Below are 19,327 nucleotides of genomic sequence, written 5' to 3'. Positions count from 1 at the left end.
GGGCCCTTGGGCCGTTGGGCTCTTGAACCCGAGCACCCGCGGGGCTCATCCGCGCACCGCCGCGTAGACGTCGGACGCGTGGAGCAGCGCCCGGTGCAGTCGGCAGGGGTCGGTGAGGGCACCGCTCCCGTCGGGCGGGATCAGCCAGTGGTACGGGCCGTGCGAGCAGCGCGGCACCGGTACCCGCAGCGACTCGCCCCGCCCGACCACGCAGACGCCCGCGATCGGCTCCGCCCAGGAGCTCGCCGTGCCGACGGGGACGAGCACGGAGACCAGGCCCTCGGGGACCGCGCAGAGCGCCGGCCCCGCGTATCCGGCGAGGCGGAGCCGGTCGAGGGCTTCGATACCGAGTTCTGTCTGGGCGCGGACCGCGTCCCAGACGACGCCTACGGCGAGTTCGGCGCTGCCGTCCGGACGGCCGTTCCACTCGGCCAGGGTGAAGCCGGGGACGGGCGCGGCACGGAGCAACCAGCCGAGTGCCGGGGAGCTGTCCGCCATAGGGGGAAGGGTAGGGAAACGCAGGCTGCCCGGGGAGCCCGATTGCGCGTTATTGCGAATCAAGTGCCGCGTGTGCTGCAAACTCACCGGTAACGGTCACCGGTTCGAGGGCAGGGTTATGGGACATCTGCGCGAACATGCGTCAGATGCCCGTCCGCAACGTCTGCAACGTTCGCAACGCCTCAGTCGAGCCACGGCGTGCGCGGGATCGCTCGCCCGTCGATCAGATCGGGCTCGCCGTCCAGACCCTCGCCGTCCAGACCGTCCGCGTCCCCGTCCGCAGGGTCCCCGTCCGCCGGGCCGCCGCCGAGTTCCGCCAGGACCGTGCCGAGGACCTGCCGGGCGCCCGCGCCATACCGGGCCGCGTCCGCGTAGTGCTCGAAGACGCGCAGGTAGAGCTCGATCTCGGCGGCGTCGGTGACGTTGATCTCGGCGGTCCAGGTCTCGACCTGGACCAGCCGCTCGTCGAAGGCCCAGAACGAGTGCAGCGGCGCCAGCGGAAGCGCGATCCCGTCAGGGATCACGCCGAGCCGGACGCCGGGCAGTGAGGAGACGGCGAGCAGCCGGTCGAGCTGCCCCCGGTGCGCCTCGGGCGGGCAGAGCCGGGCCCGCAGCGCGGCGGTGGTCAGCACGAAGTGGAACTCGTGATCGGGCTGGTAGAGGGCGCGTTGACGCTCCATCCGGGCCTCGACCGCCTGCGGCACGTCGTTCGGGGTGCCCTGGAGCGCGATCAGGCTGGAGAAGACGGACCGCGCGTACTCGGCGGTCTGCAGCAGACCGGGGACCATGGCGGACTCGAAGACGCGCAGCAGTTGCGTCTCCCGGTCCAGCTCGACGGCGACCCGCTGCCGGGGCGCGTGGCCCGCGCGCAGCGAGCGGCGCCAGGAGACGTAGTGGCTGTCCAGCGCGAGCAGCCGGGCGGCGAGCCCGGCCGCCTCGTCAGGGCGACCGCAGGCCCGTGACCAGGCCTCGACGTCCGGGGTGGTCGGGGTCTGCCGACCGTGCTCGATCCGGGACACCTTGGACGCGGCCCAGCCCAGCCGGGTGGCCAGCTCCTTGCCGTTGAGCCCGGCGTCCCGGCGGAGCCGGTGCAGCCAGGCGCCGAGCGCCTCGCGCTCGCGCTGAAAGTCCGTCATGGCCAGGCCCCTCCCCCGCCGTCGGCGCACCGGACCACACTGCCCCGGACCGCGTCGCCCTGGCCACCCCCTGGGGCCGCGTGCGGAAGATCAGCCGAGGAACCTCAGCAGTTCCGTCGGGATCTCGACGGCGTCCTCACCCGGCAGCAGGTCCCGCAGCTGGTCGCGTGCGTTCGGGTCGGTCACGACGTAGCCCTGGACCACCAGGGTGCCCCGGTCGGTCGCGTACAGGGTGGGGCAGTTGCCGTTGTTCGAGGTGGTCCCGAGGAAGGTGAGCCGCATGGTCAGGGGGATCCCTAGGCAGGTGCGTTCAGTGACAATTGCTAGCACTCCCATCACAGAGTGCGCAAGCAGAGTGACACAGAGTAGGGCGCGCACCATGAACCGAGGGCGCGTGGCCAAGGAAATGCGCCGAAAGGCCGTCTGCGACGGACCGGAGCTCATCCTGGAGCTCACCCCGGAGCTCGCCCGGCAGCGGCGACGTCCGCCAGCGCGAACGCCGCGTTGACCAGGGCGACATGGGTGAACGCCTGCGGCGCGTTGCCGAGCTGGGAGCCGGTCGCCGGGTCCCACTGCTCGCTGAGCAGGCCGAGTTCGCCGCCCACGGCGGCGGTGCGGGCGAAGACCTCGGCGCCCTCCTCCGGCCGCCCGCCCAGCGCCAGCGCCTCGGCGAGCCAGAAGTTGCAGGCCAGGAAGGCGCCCTCGGTGCCGTGCAGCCCGTCACCGGCCTCACCCCCCGTCAGATCCGGGGAGGAGCCGGGGACGTCCGGCTCCCGGACGTCGTAGCGGCGGACGAAGCCGTCGACGGCCAGGTCCTGCCGGATCGCGTCGACGGTGCGCACCACCCGGGGGTCGGTCGGCGGCAGGAACCCGGTCTGCGCCAACAACAGTGCAGAAGCGTCCAGTTGGCGACTGCCGTAGCACTGTGTGAAGACCCCGCGCCTGGCGTCGTAGCCGTGGGCGCAGACGTCGGCGTGGATCGTGTCGCGCAGTTCGCGCCACTGGTCGACGGGGGCGGGCAGGCCGGTCTGCTCGGCCATCCGGACGGCACGGTCGGCGGCGACCCAGCACATCACCTTGGAGTGGGTGAACTGCCGTCGCTCGGACCGGACCTCCCACAGGCCCTCGTCCGGTTCCCGCCAGCGTTCGGCGACCGCGGTCATCAACGACCGGAACAGGCTCCAGACCTGGCGCTCCATCGGGATCCCGGCGGCCAGCGCGCGGTGCAGCGTGTCGGCGACCTCGCCGTAGACGTCCAGTTGCATCTGCCCGACGGCGGCATTGCCGACCCGGACTGGCCGCGACCCCCGGTAGCCGGGCAGCCAGTCGGCGACCGACTCCGGCAACGCCCGTTCGCCCGCGACGCCGTAGAGCGCCTGGAGCCTGGCCGGGTCGCCCGCGATGGCGCGCAGCAGCCAGCGTCGCCAGGACGCGGCCTCCTCGCGGTAGCCGCCGCGCAGCAGCGCGGCCAGGGTCAGGCTGGAGTCGCGCAGCCAGCAGAACCGGTAGTCCCAGTTGCGCTCGCCGCCGATCCACTCGGGCAGCGAGGTGGTGGGCGCGGCGACGATGCCTCCGGTGGGCTCGTAGCTCAGCGCCTTGAGCGTCAGCAGCGAGCGCATCACCTCCGCCCGCCAGGGGCCCTGGTAGCGGCAGGCGGCCGACCAGCGCTCCCAGCCCGCGACGGTCTGCCGCAGGCTCTTGCCCGCGTCGAAGCGGGTGGGGGTGGCGACGTGCGAGGGCTGCCAGGTCAGCACGAAGACGGTCCGCTGCCCGGCCGCGACCACGAACTCGGAGCGGGTGCAGCCGTCGGCCCCCGCGCCCGCGCCGTAGGTGTGCACGCCGGTCGGGACGCTGAGCCAGAGCGAGTCGGGTCCGGCCACGGCGACCCGGTGGTGACCGGTGCGCCGCACCCACGGCATGACCCGGCCGTAGTGGAACCGGGCCCGCAGCTCGCCGCGCATCTCGACGCTGCCGGAGAGCCCTTCGACGATCCGGACCAGGCGTGGCTCGCGGGTACGGCGCGGCATGAAGTCCAGCACCCGCGCCTCCCCGCGCGAGGTCCGCCAGTGGGTGGCCAGGACGAGGGTGTCGTCAAGGTAGCGGCGGTCGACCAGGGCGGCGTCGGGCGCCGCGGGGGCGAGTCGCCAGTGACCGTGCCGCTCCTCGCCGAGCAGCGCGGCGAAGCAGGAGGGCGAGTCGAACCGGGGCAGGCACAGCCAGTCGACCGAACCGTCCGCGCCGACCAGCGCGGCCGTTCCCAGGTCGCCGATCAGCGCGTACTCCTCGATGCGTCCCGCCATCATCCAGCCATGCCGCTCTGCAATCCCCGGTGACTATGTGGCTTTTGTCATAGTATGGGACCCCGCCGATGCCTGTCCTTCCCGGGCGGAGGGAGCTTCCCGTGCGACGTGAGAGTTGGTCACCGAGTTGGATCGACCTGGATAAACCCAACGCGGCCCGGGTCTACGACTACTACCTCGGAGGCAGCCACAACTTCGCCGCGGACCGCGAGATGGCGCGCAAGGCCGTGGAACTGTGGCCCGAGCTGCCGCAGATCATGCGCGCCAACCGCGCCTTCCTCCGCCGCTCGGTGCAGTACCTGGCCGGTGAGGGCTTCACCCGTTTCCTCGACATCGGCTCGGGCATCCCGACCGTCGGCCCGGTCCACGAGGTGGCCCGCGAGGTGCAGCCCGAGGCCCGGGTCGTCTATGTGGACCGCGACCCGGTGGCGGTCGCGCACAGCCTGCCGCTGCTCGTCGACGACCCGCTCAGCCACGTGGTGCAGGCGGACCTGACCCGTCCGGACGAGCTGCTGGCCACCCCGGAGGTCGCCGACCTGCTCGACGACTCGGCACCCGTCGCGCTGCTGCTGGTCGCCGTGCTGCACTTCGTGCGGGACGAGGCCGGACCGCACAAGCTGGTCGCCCGGCTGCGGGACGCGTTGCCGCCCGGCAGCGCCATCGTGATCTGCCATGCCTGCCGCGAGGGCCGTCCCGACCAGGTCGGCTCGCACCAGGACATCTACCAGCGCACCAGCACCCCGATCACGATGCGCAGCCACGAGGAGATCACGGCCTTCTTCGACGGCTTCGAGCTGGTCGATCCGGGGATCGTCTACCTGCCCGAGTGGCGCCCGGACAGCCCCGGCACGGTCGGCCCGCACCCGGAGCGGATGGCGGGCCTGGTCGGGGTGGGGCGTCTGCCATGAGGGTGCCACCGGCAGGTCCGCCGCAGGCCGGACCGGGAGCCGCTCCGTGACGGCCGCGTCGTCCGAGACGGAGTTCACGGCGCGCTGGGCACGGCTGCTGCGCGCGCACGGCAGCCCGCTGCACCCGCTGAAGATCGACGCGCTCGCCGCGCGCACCACCGCCCTCATCCGCGACGGCCATGCGGACCAGGCCGCGTCCGCGCTGCTCAACGCGCACTTCACCGACCCGGAGCTGCTGGTCGGCGCGGTGGAGCTGTTGCGCACCGCGCCCTCCCGGGTGCCCGGCAGCGCCGGGATGTTCGCCGCCGCCTGGGCCGCCGCGCTGCGCGAGAAGACCCTGCGCCAGCAGGAGTCGATCCACACCGCCGCCGACTCGGCGCGGCGCGAGGCGGAGCAGGCGCTGCACGCGTCCGAGGCGCGGTTCCGGGCGCTGTTCGAGAACGCCGCAGTCGGTATCGGCGTCGGCAGCGTGCACGGGGAGATCCTGGCCGCCAACCGCGCGCTCCTGGAGATGTTCGGCGCCGGGCTGGACACCCTCCAGGGCCGTCAGGTCACCGACCTGGTGCACCCGGAGGACAGCCCCGAGGTCTGGACCGCCTACGAGGACCTGATCGCGGGCCGGCGGGAGAGCTTCCAGTGCGACAAGCCCTACTACAGACAGGACGGCGAGGTGGTCTGGACCCACCTGACCGTCTCGCTGATCCGCGACGAGGACGGCGACCCGAAGTACCAGGTGGCGATGCTGGAGGACATCACCGACCGCTACCGCCTCCAGGAGCGGCTGCGCCACCAGGCCACCCACGACCCGCTGACCGGCCTGCCCAACCGGGCCGCGTTCTTCGAACGCCTGGAGGCGCTCTTCGCCGAGGCGGGCGCGGACGCCCGGTTCGGGCTCTGCTACATCGACCTGGACCGGTTCAAGATCGTCAACGACAGCCTCGGCCACGACACCGGCGACCAGCTGCTGGTCGCCGTCGCGAGCCGACTGGCGGCCGCGCTGACGCCGCTCGGGCACATGGTCGCCCGGCTGGGCGGCGACGAGTTCGTGGTGCTGCTGGAGCGGTGCCAGGGCGAGCACGAGGCCGTCGCGGCGGCGCGTGCGGTGCTGGCGGCGTTGTCCGAGCCGATCGACATCGAGGACCACCGGCTGGCCGTCGGCGCGAGCATCGGCGTGCTGGAGCGGCCGGTCGGCACCATCACGCCCGGCGCGGCGGTCCGCGCCGCCGACCTGACCCTCTACCGCGCCAAGGAGGCGGGTGGCGGCCGGTGGACGCTCTACGACGCCCGGACCAACGCGGCGGCCGTCAGCCGCTACTCGGTCTCGGTACGGATGCCGGTCGCCCTGGACCGGGGCGAGTTCTTCGTCGAGTACCAACCCCTCTGCGCGCTCGCCGACGGCTCGCTCGCGGCGGTCGAGGCGCTGGTGCGCTGGCGGCATCCGCGACTCGGGGTGCTCGGCCCGGACGAGTTCGTGGCCGCCGCCGAGGAGACCGGGCTGATCCTGTCGCTGGGCCGCTGGGTGCTGGAGCAGTCGTGCGCGCAGGCGGCCGACTGGCAGCGCCGGTTCGGTCCGCTCGCACCGCAGCTCAACGTCAACATCACGGCCCGTCAGGCACGCAACAAACGCCTGGTCGCCGATGTCGGCCGGATCCTGGCCGACACCGGACTCGACCCGTGCCTGCTGCAACTGGAGATCACCGAGGGCACGGCCCTGGGCCCGCTGGACGAGTCGCAGCGGGTGCTGCACGGCCTGGTGGACCGGGGCGTCACCCTGGCCGTGGACGACTTCGGCACCGGCTGGTCCAACCTGGCCTACCTGCGCGACCTGCCGATCTCCGGGCTCAAACTCTCCAGCTCCTTCGTGCCCGACCCCGCCACGGCGGGAGACGAGGACGTGAGCTGGCGGATCATCAGCGGGCTGGTCTCGCTCTCGAGCAGCCTCGGTCTGACGCTGACCGCGGAGGGCGTCGAGACACCGGAGACCGCCGAACGCCTGCGCGTACTGGGCTGCGACTGGGGCCAGGGCTGGCACTTCGGCCGACCCACCGCGCCGGAACGGCTGGAGGCGCTGATCCTGGCTGGCGCCACCGACGAGAAGAGTGGCGCGCCGAGCCCGCTCGCGGACCCGACGTAGCCGCAGGCCGACGCAGACGAATCCGGGCGGATGAATCCGGCAAGTCCCGCAAATGAGCGAGAAACGTACTACTCCCGCCCAAATCCCTTGACTCCAGCGTCCGCCCGCACAGAGGATGAGGCACTGGCAGACCCGCAGGGGAAACTGCCACTGTGGTGGTCGACGCCATGGGGCGTTCAGCAACCGCCCGGGGCGTCCGTGATCGACCGGCGGTCCGGGGGCGAGGCTCGGGGCGGGCTTCGGAGTCAGGGCTGGGCACACCGCCCGGACGATCCTTGTTTGATTCGTGCGCCTGCTCGCGCATCGGTCGTTGACGGCCCGCTGTCGTTCACGACTTGCTGCGGCGTTCCCGCGTGTTCTCCAGAGAGGTCTCTCCAAATGAATTCCCCCTTCCCTCCACCCGCGCTCTCCTCCCTCCCTCTCACCGCCTTCTCCCCTCCGTCGGCACCCGGTCCGTCGCCGTACGCACCGCTTCCCTCCGGTGGGCCCGCGCCACCATCTCCGACGCGGCATCAGCCGCAGGCCGCGGCCGAGCCCCGGCTCCGGCGCGCCTCCGACGCCGCCAGGGTCCGACACACCGTCAGTCTGGTGATCCCCGCGCAGAACGAGGCCCGCAACATCGCCTGGGTGCTGGAGCAGGTGCCGAGCTGCGTCGACGAGGTACTGGTCGTCGACGGCTGGTCCAGCGACGCCACGGCGCGGATGGCCGAGCTGTGCCGCCCGTCGGTCCGGCTGCTGGCGCAGCCCGGCCACGGCAAGGGCGACGCGCTGCGTACCGGCTTCGCCGCCGCCCGCTGCGACTACGTCGTGATGATGGACGCCGACGGCAGCATGTGGCCCGGTGAGATCCCGCACTACCTGCACTTCCTGGACCACGGCTACGACTTCGTCAAGGGCTCCCGGTTCGTCGCGGGCGGCGGCTCACAGGACCTCACGCCCGTCCGTGCGCTCGGCAACCGGGCGCTGCTGGTTGCCGTCAAGGCGCTCTACCACGCCTCGTTGACGGACCTGTGCTACGGCTTCTGCGCCTTCCGACGCAGCTTCCTGGACTCGCTCGACCTGCATGCGCCGGGCTTCGAGATCGAGACCGAGATGATCGCCCACGCACTCCGCTCCGGCCTGCGCGTGGCCGAGGTCCCCAGCCTCGAACTCCCGCGCCGCCACGGCCGCTCGCACCTGCACGCGATCGCCGACGGACGTCGGGTGCTGCGCACCCTGGTCGCCGAACGGCCGAGGACCGGACGCCGGGAGACACCGACCGACGCTCCCGCCACGGGTACGGCCACGACCTTGGTGGGCGGTTCTCGATGAGCGGGCGCGACCGGCGCTCCGCCGCGGCCTGTCCCTGCTCCGCCGCCCGCGAATCGCTCTACACCCCCGTGCACGTCGTGGAGCTGGACCTGGACCGTCCGAACGAGCTTCGCTCGCCCGGCGGTGCAAGCCCGGTCGTCCCGAACGGCCGCGTGTTGGCGTTGGTGCGGCTGCACGGACACCCGCTCGGACTGGTCCACGCCACCGGCCGACCCGGCGACTCCGCCGGACTGCGCCGTGCGCTGGTCGCCGCCGCCCACAAGGAACTAGGAGCTCTTCCGCCCACGTCGGAGCTGCCCACGCCGGGCCTGCCCGCCGCCCGCACCGAGCCGACCCCCGCGCCGGTGCTGAGCGTCGTCGTGGCCACCCACAACAGGCCCGAGTCGCTGCGCCGCTGCCTCGACTCACTGCTGCGGACCGGCCATCCGCAGCTGGACGTGGTCGTGGTCGACAACGCGCCCGCCGACGACGCCGCCCGCACGCTGGTGCTGACGGAGTATCCGCCGTCCGTCCGCTACCTGCGCGAGCCGATCCCCGGCCTGGCGCGGGCCCACAACCGTGGCCTGGCCGCCGCGCGCGGCACGCTGGTCGCCTTCACCGACGACGACACCGTCGTCGACCTCGGCTGGCCGCGCACCCTCGTGGCGACCTTCGCCGCGGACCCGGCCGTCGGCTGCGTCACCGGCCTGATCCTCGCCGCCGAGCTGGAGACGCCGGCGCAACTGGCGCTGGAGAAGCACGGCGGCTACACCAAGGGCTTCACCGAGCAGCGCTGGTCGGTCGCCGCGACGCCGGACGAGCCGCTCTTCCCGTTCGCGAGCGGGCGGTTCGGCTCCGGCGCGAACATGGCCTTCCGCGCCGACCTGCTGCACCGCCTCGGCGGCTTCGACCCGGCGACCGGCACCGGCACGCCCGCCCGTGGCGGGGACGACCTGCTGGCCTTCTTCCGCACCCTGACCGCCGGAGCGACGCTGGTCTACCAGCCCGACGCGATCGTCTGGCACCACCACCACCGCACCATGGACGCCCTGCCCGCGCAGGCCTACGGCTACGGCGTCGGCTTCGGCGCGTACCTGACGGCGGCGGTCGCCCACGAGCCCGCCATGCTGCCCGCCCTGCTGCGCCGCGTCCCGCTCGGTCTCGGCCAGGCCGTGCGCCGGGCCCGCAGCCGTCCCGCGCCCACGGTTCCGGGCGCGGGACGCCAGACCCGCAGTCACCTGGCCCGGCTCGAGCTGCGCGGCCTCGCCTACGGCCCGTTCGGTTACCTGCGCAGCTCGCTGCGCGCCCGGCGCGACGGTATCCCGCACATCGCGTCACGGACGCCGTCCGGGCTGCCTTACGGCAGGTGCCCACCATGACCGCCACCCGGGCCCCCCGGCCGCGCCTGACCGAGCCTGTCCCGGCGCCGGTCCCCGAGCCGATCCCACAGCCGCCGCCCATGCCGCCGCCGATCCCGGTGCCCGACCCGATCCCGGTCCCGGAGCCGGTGCCGATGCCCCAGCCGCCGCCCGTCCCGATGCCGCTGCGCGTCCCCGACCCGAAGGCGGGGAGCGAGACGACTCTCTCCGTCGTCATCTGCTGCTGGACCATGGACCGTTGGGACGACGTGCGCGAAGCCGTCGCCTCCGTCTCCGCGGCCCGCCAGCCCGGCGTGCGGGAGACGGTGCTGGTGGTGGACCACAATCCGGCGCTGGAGCAGCGCGCCCGCGCCGAGTTCACCGGTCCCGGCCCTCCGGACCACGTGCAGGTGGTCGCCAACGCCGGGCCGCGCGGACTGTCCGGCGGGCGCAACACCGGGGTGGACCACGTGCACGGGGACGTCGTCGCCTTCCTCGACGACGACGCCGCAGCCGAACCCGGCTGGGCGCAGGCGCTGTTGGCCGGATACGCGCCGCCCTCGGTCATGGGCGTCGGCGGCGCGGTCCACGCCCGCTGGGAGGCCGGACGCCCCGGCTGGTTCCCGAAGGAGTTCGACTGGGTGGTCGGCTGCTCCTACCGGGGACTGCCCGAACACCCGGCCCGGGTACGGAACTTCATCGGGGCCAACATGTCGTTCCGCCGCTCCGCGCTGCTGGCCGCAGGCGGCTTCCGCACGGATCTGGGCCGGGTCGGGTCCCGTCCACTGGGGTGCGAGGAGACCGAACTGTGCCTGCGGCTCGCCGCCGCCCTGCCGGGCTCGGTCCTGTGGGCCGAACCCGCGGCGGCGGTGCGGCACCACGTCCCGCCGCAGCGTGCCACCTGGCGCTACTTCCGCTCGCGTTGCTACGCGGAGGGCCTGTCCAAGGCCACCGTCGCCCGCCATGCGGGACACGGCCCCGCGCTCGCCAGCGAACGCGCCTACCTGCGTCGAACCGTCCCGCACGCCCTGCTGACCGCCCTGACCGGCGGCCGGGCGCAGCGCGCGGCAGCCCTCTGCCTCGGCGTCACCGCGACGGTCTGCGGCTACGCATGGGGATGTACCGGCGGTCGGCCGCACCTGACCGACCGCGCCGGGGAACAGGGCAGCGAAGCGGAGTCGACGCGGGGTGCGGGGGTGGAGCGATGAGCGCAGTCCCGGTCCTGCTCTACCACTCCGTCTCGGAGGACCCGCCCGACTGGATCGCCCCCTTCACCGTCCGGCCGCGCGTCTTCGCCGAGCAGCTCGACGACCTGGTCCGCGCGGAGATGACCGTCGTCCCGCTGCGCCGCCTGGTGGCGGCGATCCGCGGTGGACCCCCGCTGCCGCCGCGCGCGGCGGTGCTGACCTTCGACGACGGCTTCGCCGACTTCTACTGGACCGTCGCCCCGCTGCTGGGCGAGCGCGAACTCCCCGCCACCCTCTTCGTCACCACCGGCGCGATCCACCCGCCCGGCGGCCGTCCCAACGGCAGCGTGCTGCCCCCGGCCGACATGCTGAACTGGCGTCAGGTCGCGGGGCTGGACGCCTACGGCGTCGAGATCGGCGGCCACTCGCGCACCCATCCGCACCTGGACACACTCACCAACCAGGACCTCTCCGACGAGGTGGTGCTCTGCAAGCACGAACTCGAGGACGCGCTCGGGCACTCCGTCGCCAGCTACGCCTACCCGCACGGCTACAACAGCGCGGCGGTACGCCGCAAGGTGCAGCGGGCCGGGTGGGACTCCGCGTGCGCGGTCGTCAACGCGTTCAGCTCCACCACCGACGACACGCTGCGGCTGGCCCGGCTCACCGTCCGCTCGGACACCCCGCGTTCCGTCTTCCGCGCCTGGCTGCGCGGTGAGGGCGCGCCCAACGCGCCCGCCCGCGATGCCTGGTCCACCCGCGGCTGGAGGCTCTACCGCCGCGCCCGCGCACGTTTCACCGACCAGCCCCCGGACCGTCCGGACGACTGAGCTTCCCCCTGTCCCTGACTCGGTCCGCTCAGTGCTGCCAGACGCCCACCCAGTCGACCGTCATCACCGCGTGGTTGACGCCGCTGGGCGGTGCGGAGGGGTAGCCGACGGCCAGGTTGAGGATCACCTCCATCGGCAGCTGCGGCACCTTCGACGGGTCGGAGATGCGGAAGCGCTCGACGCCGTCGACGTACCAGGTGACCGAGTTCGGCTCCCAGTCCACCGCAAAGACGTGCACCGCCGAAGGGAAGTCAACCGGCCCCCAGCCCTGCCGCTGGAACTCGCGCGAGCCGTTCGGCGGCTGCCAGTGCAGGGTCATCTGGACGTTCTGCGTGCTGCCGATGAACTCGGCGATGTCGATCTCCTGGGGGACGTCGTGCGCGGCCGGGAGCAGCCAGAAAGCCGGGAACATTCCCGCTTCGGCGGGAATCCGGATCGCGGCGGCGACATAGCCGTACGTGAAGGTGTGGCGTGGGGTGGCGTTCCAGGAGTCCCGGCCGGTGGTGACCATGCCGGAGGTCCACGGATAGGTGTGCCCGTCACCGCCGGTGGTCGCCTGCCGCCGCGCGGTCAGCTGCAAGGCGCCGCCCCCGACGGTGACCTGGCCCGGCAGGTACCACTCCTGCTCGTTGTTGCTCGCGTTGGTACAGCCGTTGACGTTCCAGTCGTAGCAGGTGGCCCACTTGCCGGTGTCGAGCGAGGAGCCGGTGAAGCCGTCGCCGAAGACCAGGTGCCACGGCCCGGGAACGCCGGACGGCAGGCTCGGCAGGGATTCCGCCGGACCGGCACCGGCTCCGCCGCAGGCGGCGAGGGCGACCAGTAGTCCGGCGGTGACGATTCCGACGAGCTGATGCCGCCGGGATCGACCACGTCGGCCCCTCAGTGCTGCCATACGCGCACCCACTCCACCTGCAGCTGGGCCTTGTCCACGCTCGCCGGCGGCGCGTACGGGTAGCCGACCGCCAGGTTGAGGATCAGCTCCATGGGCAGCGAGGGGATGTCCGCGCGGTCGGTGATCTTCCAGACGGCGTGGCCGTCGACGTACCAGGTGACCGAGGTGGGCTCCCAGTCGACCGCGAAGACGTGGAACCCGGCGGGGAAGTTCACCGGACCGTACCAGTGCTGCTGCTGGTCGGGAGTGCCGTCGGCGCGTTGCCAGTGGAGCGTGTTCTGCACGGCCTGGGTGGTGCCCGCGAACTCGGCGATGTCGATCTCCTGAGGGACGTCGTGCGCGGCGGGGAGCAGCCAGAAAGCCGGGAACATCCCGGCCTGCGCGGGTATGCGCAGCGCAGCGGCGAAGTAGCCGTACTGGAAGGTCTGCCGGGGCTGCCCGTTCCAGCTGTCCCGGCCGGTGGTGACCATGCCGGAGGTCCACGGGTAGGTGTGCCCGTCGCTGCCCGCGGTCGGCTGCCGCTGGGCGTTCAGCTGCAGTGAACCGGCCCCGACGGAGACCTGACCCGGCAGGTACCACTCCAGCTCGTGGTTCCCGGCGTTGGTGCAGCCGTCGAGGTTCCAGTCGTAGCAGGTCGCCCAGCGCGCGGTGTCGAGGGAGCCGCCCGTGAAGTCGTCGGAGAGGACGAGGTTCCAGGGCCCGGGGGCGGTCGGGCTCGCCGTCGCCGGTGCGGACGCGGAACTGCTCGCGGAGCCCCCGGGCGCGGACCGCGAGGTGCCGGCCGGTCCGGCGTGCGGTGTGCCCCCACCGCCACAGGCCGCCGTGAGGCCCAGGACCAGCATCCCCGCCGCGACCCGCAGCCACCTCGACGTTCGCATCCGGGCCACCTCCTCAGCTGACGACGAACCGGTAGACCGACGCGTCGGCATTGCGGTACACCAGTGTGAATCCGGGGGTGACCGACACGGCATCCCCCAGTCGGGCGACGGTGTCGGCGGGTAGCTCGCCGGTCAGCCGCAGTTCCCACGTCTGCGCGCGGCTGAGGATCAGGTACGCGGGCGTGCCCGGTTTCACGAAACCGACGCTGTAGAACAGCGCGCTCCGCGGGTCGGCGACCAGCAGTTGCTGGATCGCGGGCGGGGTGGAGACCAGGACCACCTCGTAGTGCTCGTAGTAGCGCTCGTCGAGGCCGGGCACGGCCCCGGTCACGGCCACGATCGCCGCCCCGGGCGGCGCGTTCCTGATCATCCAGCTCGCGGCGGCCACCTCGTCGCTGGTGTAGTAGTTCATCGCCTCCTTGCTGTCGTAGCTGAAGAACAGCCCGGCCAGCAGGGCCAGCATCAGCACAGGGAGCAGGGCCTTACGCGGTCCCGACCAGCGCGTCGGGGCCGCCTCCCGACCGCGTCGGTTCGGATGGACCAGTGCGCCGATCAGGAAGCCCGCAGCAGGGAGCGAGAACATGTACGCCCGGAAGAGCATCTCGCCGCCGTAGGCGTTGGCCGCCAGCAGCGGCAGCGGCGAGAAGAACAGCCAGAAGAAGGGGGTATGCCGGGTCCAGGGCCGCAGCACCAGGCAGGCGACAGCGAGCAGCAGCACGGTGCCCGACAGTCCCCGGTCCACAAAGCCGACCAGCACCTGCTCGGGCGCGGCCGAGCCGAGGCTGCGGAAGCCGGAGGCCACGTTGCCGTCCGGGCTGGCCAGCGACGACACGAACGTGCCGAGGTTCGCCGACAGGTACGGCCGGGCGACCGTCGCGCCCCAGACGGCCGTCAGCACCAGCGCACCGACGAGCGGCGGCAGCACCACCCGCCGGTTGCGGCGCGGGATCATCAGCAGGGCCAGGCCGCTGATCACCATCAGCGGGGTGAGCTGGTGCGAGCTGACGATCACGGCGTCCAGCAGCAGCACCGGTACCAGCGACCAGCCCCAGCCCCCGTGCCAGCGGGCGCCGTGCGCGGACCGGTCCGGTGGACGGCCGGGCGCGGGCTCGCCCGGCGCCCTGGCCAGGGCCGGGAGCCGCCGCAGCACCAGGGCCATCAGCCAGGCGTACAGGAGGAACGCGAAGGCCTGCGGCGAGAAGTAGTCCTGACCGATCCACGAGACCGAGTAGTAGATCCACACGCCGGTCCAGACGATCCGCCGGTCGGTGGTGACGGATCGGTAGATCAGCAGCAGCGGCACCAGCATCAGGGCGTTGGCGAAGGGCGGCGTCCACGCCGCGTAGGCCACCGGGGAGGAGAGGCCGAGCACCTTGAGCACGGCGACGTTGAGCAGGAAGAAGCCCGGCCACTGGTTGTAGATGTCCAGGTCCCCCGCGTTCGGCACCAGGCCGTTGTGGTGCAGCATCGCGTCGACGATCGCGACGTGCTTCCACGCCCAGGCGTAGCGCAGGGTCGGGTAGAGCAGTGTCGGCGTGGCGTGGATGATCGCGATCAGCGCGAGCACGTAGCCCGCGAGCCAGCCCTGACCCAGCCGGGGCGTACGGAGCGTCACCACGAAGCCGACCGTCAGCACGATGACCGCGATCCAGTACAACGCCGGCAGCACCTGGAGCAGCCCGAGGGCGCCCATCCCGCCCAAGTCGACATTCCGCAGCGACAGCAGCCACAGCACCATTGCCACGGGCAACGGCGCGCAGGGCGCGTACCGCCGCACCCCGACGCTCACCGCGCTCACGCTCACAGCGCCGGCCATCGCACCGCCTCCGCGAGCACCGGCGCGACGGCGCGGCGGTACCAGATCCGGCTGCGCCCGTAGCGCGGCGACTTGGAGACGTTCGCGGCCACGTGCCACAGCCAGGCCAGCAGCACGAAGTCCAGGTCGGCGGCGTCGGCGGCGTCCTGTCCCGCGAGCAGACGCGCGTCGGCCGGGTCGAGTGCGCCGTGGCGGAGGATGCCCGCCACGACGGGGCCCAGGTCGGCGCCGGTGCGCAGGCAGCGCAGCATGAGCACGAAGGTGGCGGCGTCGACGGCCACCGGGCCGTCCGCGCGCGCCTCACCCCAGTCGACGATGCCGGTGACCCGGCCGGCCCGCTCGTCCAGCAGCACGTTTCCGGGGTGGTAGTCGCCGTGGGTCCAGCCGACCGCGACCGTGCGACCGTCCAGGGCGCTCCGCAGTCTTGCGCCGACGGCGGTCAGCCCGGCCGCTCCCGGGCCGGTGCGGCACCAGGGCACGTCGCCGCGCACGGCGGCCAACGGTTCCGCCACCCACGCGTCGGTGCTGCGAGCGGCGGGCTCGGGCCGGGCGGTGGCGCGGTGGAGCACGGCGAGCGCGTCCAGCGCGAGGCGCGCGACGGGGTCGGCGGCTTCCGGGTAGGCGCGCAGGATCGTGGCGGCGTCACGGCCGGGCAGTCGGGTCTCGATGATCATCGGCAGCGGACCGTCCAGGTGCCGGTCGAGCGGTGCGGGGACCAGCCGTCGCCACTCGCCGAGCCGCTGGTCCTGCTGAAGACACGCCAGCACCGCCCACTCCCGGTCGAGCGCCCGGGCCGCGGGCGCGCTGTGCGCATGCTTCAGCACGACGCTTCCCCCGTCCGGCACATCGAGCTGCAGGACCAGCACATCGGCGAGCCCACTGCCACGGCGGCGGGCGGCCGGTGGCTGCTCCGGTCGGAACCGCCGGGCCAGCCGCCGGGCCTCACGGCGCTCCACGGGCACCCGCAGCACCGTCGGCCGCCGCACCGGCAGGAACCCGCGCACCTGCTCCCGGAGCGTCACGCCCCTGTGGTCGGCAGAGCCCGCCTTGGCACTTCCGCGACCCGAGCCAGGCGAGCCACCCGAGCCCCTCTGCGCGCTCATGCGGCCCGGCTCCTCGGCGTCGGCCGTTCCGCCGGGGCGGACTGCGGGTGGAGGCCGACGGCCGTGACCAGCCGCGGGGTGTCACCGAACGGACGGTGGGCGTGCTGCAGCAACTCGGCCTCGTGGCGCGCCACCAGACCCGCGTCCGCCAGCGCGAGCCGCATGAGCCGCGCCAGGGCCCCGCTGCGGCCCGCCTCCGGCAGGGCGAGGACGTCGAGCACGGCTCGCGTCTCCGCCGGAAGCGCGGGCGGACGGCAGACCGGGCAGCGCCCCGGACGGTGGCCGAGCAGCGTGGCGACCGCCTCGGCCAGCCCCGCCTGGTACGCGCCCCGGGTCACCCGGATCCCGTCGCCCGCCGGTGCCCGGCCCGCCAGCCGCCGCGCGTGCGCGGGTACGGCCCCGTGCCGGGACCAGCGCAGCAACGGCAGGTCGACCGGTCCGTCACCCACCGCGAGCAGTGGCGGCGCAGCGGGCTCGCCCATGAGGGCGAACAGCGCACGCACCCCGACGGCCTTGTCCGCCCCGCGCGGGACGAAGTCCGTCTGCGCGTCGCCGGGCACGGCCCCGAAGAGGCGCGCGAAGGGCTCGCGCCGCAGCAGTTCCTCGGTCTCCGCCTCCGGCAGCCCGGTGCGTCGGCCGTCCCGGCGGCGGACCGACGCCCGGACGCACCAGCGCGACAGCAGGTCGGTCTCATGGCCGGGCCTGGACGCCAGCAGGGCGGCCAGTCCCCCGTCACCCTGGGCGCGCCGCGCGTCGTCGAGGACGACGCGGTGACGATCGCTCACCGCGTCGAAGCAGACGGCGCCGTACTCGCCCACTCCCCCCGCCAACCCGTAGGCCGCGCACCGGTCGCGGACCTCTGCCAGTGAGCGGCCGGTGGCCAGCACGGTCCGGAAGCCGTGCGCCCGCAGGGCGCGGAGGGAGAGCATCCCGAGCGGCGTCGAGGCGGGGAAGCCGAGGGCGTCGGTCTCCAGCACACCGTCGATGTCCAGCACCACCCACGGGCCGGGTGCTTCGACAGCGTCAGCTTCGGTGACGGACGCATCGGAGGCGGAGGCGTCGGCAGGCGTGGCGTCGAGGTCCGCCAGCAGGGCTCCGGCGAGGAACCGTTGCGCCGCTCTGGCCTTCGCCCGACGGGCGCGGGCGCGCAGGGCCGTCACGTCGTCGCGGTCCTGGGCGAGCCGCACCGCGTTGCCGGCCTGGACCAACTGGAACAGGAACCATCGCGCAGGCTCGATACGACGTCCCGTCAGATCACGGTACGCGTCCAGCAGTTCCTGCTCGGCCGCGTCGTCGCCGTCGACGTCGACGTCGACGTCGACGTCGACGTCGACGTGGGCGACGAACCCCGCGAGGTCGTAGGCCGCGTCGTAGCAGGCCAGGTCGAGGCTGGCGAAGCCGCCCTCGGCCCAGTCCAGCTTGCGCGGCGCGCCGCTGGTGCCTGCCGCCCAGTGCCACGGTGCGGTGCGGCCGTCGACGAGGTACGGGCGCGGCGCGGCGGCCAGCAGGCGCCGTGTCAACGGCTGGACGAGGGTGGGCCGCAGCAGCACGCCCGCGCGGCCGAGGACCGGGGCGAGCGTCCGCGCGGCGGACTCCCAGACCGGGTCGCGCCCGCCCAAGTGCCGGCTCCGGTCCTCCCGCAGCCCCAGCCGGTCCTCCCGCCGCGCCACGTACGCGGCGACCTCGCCCGGCGTGACCGGTGAGGTTGTCGCGGTCGCATCGTCCAGGCGGTCGCGAAGGAGCACACCGTCGGCGAAGCCGCGGATGCGCGGAACCAGGCCGTCGAGCGCGTCCGCCGTGGCCACGGCGAGTCGGCCGAACCTCCCGACACCGGTCCATTCGGCGCACAGCGCCAGCTCTTCGCGCCCGCCACCGGGACCCGCGACCGCGACGTCGAACGGCACTCTGAGATGCCCCGCCCGCGAGACAGGGCCCGGTTCGGGCACGCGCACGTCGAGGACATGACCACCTGTCACCAGGCGTTCAGCCGCGTCCTGCAACGCTCGCGGCGAGAGCAACTCCCGTACGTGCCAGACGGATCCGGGCAGCGTCACGCAGCCGTACCCGGTCAGCCGCTCCGGCACGACCGGCGGGTCCTCGAAGCAGGCGAAGACAGGGACGACGGCCGGTCCAGGAACGCCCTCGCGCACCAGGTCCGCTGCCACGTCGGCCAGCGACCCGCCCGTCACGGGCGGGTCGTCCACGAGCAGCACGCGTGCGGCAACCGCGAGAGCGGCACGTCCGGGCAGCGGCGCACCGGGACGCGTCGTGGCCCAGTCGACGCGCGTGTGCCCGTCGCGGCGCAGCGCGGCGGCGAGCAACGGCGCGAGATAACTCCCGGAGGTCCGGATTCCCAGCACCAGCAGCGGCGGTTCACGGGCCGGGTACGCCTCGGAGAAACGGCGGGCGAGCGCGACCACGTCGGCGGGGTGCTGGTCGAAGCTGCGGAAGCAGGCAGGCGGTCGCAGCAGGTCCCGCCCGACCAGCCGCCGGGACCCGCGCCCCGGCCCGGCGAGCACCCGCCCCGCGACGGCGGACTGCGGCGCGCACGCGGAGTCGTCCCCCAGGACCAGTCCGGCGAGCGCGAGGGTCAGCGCCGCCGCGTCGGCCGCCCAGGCGCGCAGGGCACGGGTCGGCGGCGACGCGCGATACGCAACCTCCGCCGCGTCGAGCAGGCCGAAGCCGATGCTCAGCGCGGAGCTGTCGCCGTCGCGCTTGGCGAGGTGGGCCAACAGGCGACGGGGCGGCCACGAGACGCTGTCGATCCGGTCCTCGACGATCTGCAGCGCGCCCGCCGCCCACAGGAACGCGTCGAGCCACTCGTCTGCGGCCAGAGCGCGGCCCAGTCCGGCGAGCGTCTCGTCCAGGGTGGCGAAGGGGTCCGGAACCGGACCGGACACGTTCCCGAGCGCAGCCGAGTCGTCGGCCTCGCTCCTGGTGGCGCTCATCATCTGGCTCCCGGGATGCCGGTCGATACGGGGGGCCGCCTCCTCCGCG

General features: G+C 73.5%; 15 protein-coding genes. 6 read left to right on the top strand and 9 right to left on the bottom strand.

The genetic code is table 11. From position 1 onward, the window contains the following. Positions 1-45: 45 nt before the first annotated feature. From ABH940_RS21370 to ABH940_RS21355, 4 genes are all read right to left on the bottom strand, one after another. Positions 46-498, bottom strand: coding sequence for a hypothetical protein (locus ABH940_RS21370; protein WP_370062076.1), 453 nt, complete (start codon positions 496-498; stop codon positions 46-48). Between the two features lie 182 nt (positions 499-680). After that, a complete protein-coding gene (locus ABH940_RS21365) occupies positions 681-1,634 on the bottom strand; it encodes a helix-turn-helix domain-containing protein (RefSeq protein WP_370062074.1) in 954 nt (317 codons plus the stop codon). A gap of 90 nt (positions 1,635-1,724) precedes the next feature. Then, complete coding sequence (locus ABH940_RS21360) at positions 1,725-1,916, bottom strand: hypothetical protein (RefSeq protein ID WP_370062072.1); 192 nt, start codon at positions 1,914-1,916, stop codon at positions 1,725-1,727. Positions 1,917-2,086: 170 nt separating this feature from the next. Next, positions 2,087-3,958, bottom strand: coding sequence for a glycoside hydrolase family 15 protein (locus ABH940_RS21355; protein WP_370062965.1), 1,872 nt, complete (start codon positions 3,956-3,958; stop codon positions 2,087-2,089). 77 nt (positions 3,959-4,035) lie between these two features. Here ABH940_RS21355 and ABH940_RS21350 point away from each other — a divergent pair, with 77 nt between their 5' ends. The 6 genes from ABH940_RS21350 to ABH940_RS21325 all read left to right on the top strand — a co-directional run bounded on the left by ABH940_RS21350 (position 4,036) and on the right by ABH940_RS21325 (position 11,641). Continuing rightward, a complete protein-coding gene (locus ABH940_RS21350; RefSeq protein WP_370105972.1) occupies positions 4,036-4,842 on the top strand; it encodes an SAM-dependent methyltransferase in 807 nt (268 codons plus the stop codon). A gap of 46 nt (positions 4,843-4,888) precedes the next feature. Then, positions 4,889-6,976, top strand: coding sequence for a putative bifunctional diguanylate cyclase/phosphodiesterase (locus tag ABH940_RS21345; RefSeq protein ID WP_370105971.1), 2,088 nt, complete (start codon positions 4,889-4,891; stop codon positions 6,974-6,976). 588 nt (positions 6,977-7,564) lie between these two features. Then, the gene (locus tag ABH940_RS21340) at positions 7,565-8,287 is read left to right on the top strand and encodes a glycosyltransferase family 2 protein (protein WP_370062066.1); all 723 of its coding nucleotides are present in this window, start codon (positions 7,565-7,567) and stop codon (positions 8,285-8,287) included. Continuing rightward, positions 8,284-9,645: a glycosyltransferase family 2 protein gene (locus ABH940_RS21335; protein ID WP_370062064.1), complete on the top strand. Its 1,362-nt coding sequence runs from the start codon at positions 8,284-8,286 to the stop codon at positions 9,643-9,645. Before ABH940_RS21340 ends, ABH940_RS21335 begins: the two co-directional genes overlap by 4 nt. Beyond that, a complete protein-coding gene (locus tag ABH940_RS21330; protein WP_370105970.1) occupies positions 9,642-10,832 on the top strand; it encodes a glycosyltransferase family 2 protein in 1,191 nt (396 codons plus the stop codon). Before ABH940_RS21335 ends, ABH940_RS21330 begins: the two co-directional genes overlap by 4 nt. Then, on the top strand, positions 10,829-11,641 hold the full coding sequence (locus tag ABH940_RS21325) for a polysaccharide deacetylase family protein (protein ID WP_370062060.1): 813 nt from the start codon (positions 10,829-10,831) through the stop codon (positions 11,639-11,641). The genes ABH940_RS21330 and ABH940_RS21325 overlap by 4 nt, the downstream gene beginning before the upstream one ends. Before the next feature lie 28 nt (positions 11,642-11,669). Here the strand turns inward: ABH940_RS21325 and ABH940_RS21320 are convergent, their stop codons facing one another. Genes ABH940_RS21320 through ABH940_RS21300 form a run of 5 tightly spaced genes read right to left on the bottom strand, consistent with a single transcriptional unit; the run spans position 11,670 to position 19,278 of the window. After that, on the bottom strand, positions 11,670-12,533 hold the full coding sequence (locus ABH940_RS21320) for a family 16 glycosylhydrolase (protein WP_370062058.1): 864 nt from the start codon (positions 12,531-12,533) through the stop codon (positions 11,670-11,672). Then, positions 12,521-13,411 (bottom strand): family 16 glycosylhydrolase, encoded by an 891-nt coding sequence (locus ABH940_RS21315; RefSeq protein ID WP_370062056.1) that lies wholly within the window; start codon positions 13,409-13,411, stop codon positions 12,521-12,523. The genes ABH940_RS21320 and ABH940_RS21315 overlap by 13 nt, the downstream gene beginning before the upstream one ends. A gap of 13 nt (positions 13,412-13,424) precedes the next feature. Further along, a complete protein-coding gene (locus ABH940_RS21310) occupies positions 13,425-15,227 on the bottom strand; it encodes a glycosyltransferase (RefSeq protein ID WP_370105969.1) in 1,803 nt (600 codons plus the stop codon). Continuing rightward, on the bottom strand, positions 15,212-16,330 hold the full coding sequence (locus ABH940_RS21305; protein WP_370062052.1) for a phosphotransferase family protein: 1,119 nt from the start codon (positions 16,328-16,330) through the stop codon (positions 15,212-15,214). Before ABH940_RS21305 ends, ABH940_RS21310 begins: the two co-directional genes overlap by 16 nt. Then, a complete protein-coding gene (locus ABH940_RS21300; RefSeq protein WP_370105967.1) occupies positions 16,327-19,278 on the bottom strand; it encodes an HAD family hydrolase in 2,952 nt (983 codons plus the stop codon). The genes ABH940_RS21305 and ABH940_RS21300 overlap by 4 nt, the downstream gene beginning before the upstream one ends. Positions 19,279-19,327: the final 49 nt, after the last annotated feature.

It is taken from the genome of Streptacidiphilus sp. BW17 (genome assembly GCF_041262485.1).
GTDB lineage: Bacteria > Actinomycetota > Actinomycetes > Streptomycetales > Streptomycetaceae > Streptacidiphilus.
This window is presented reverse-complemented; position numbering and strand designations above follow the sequence as displayed.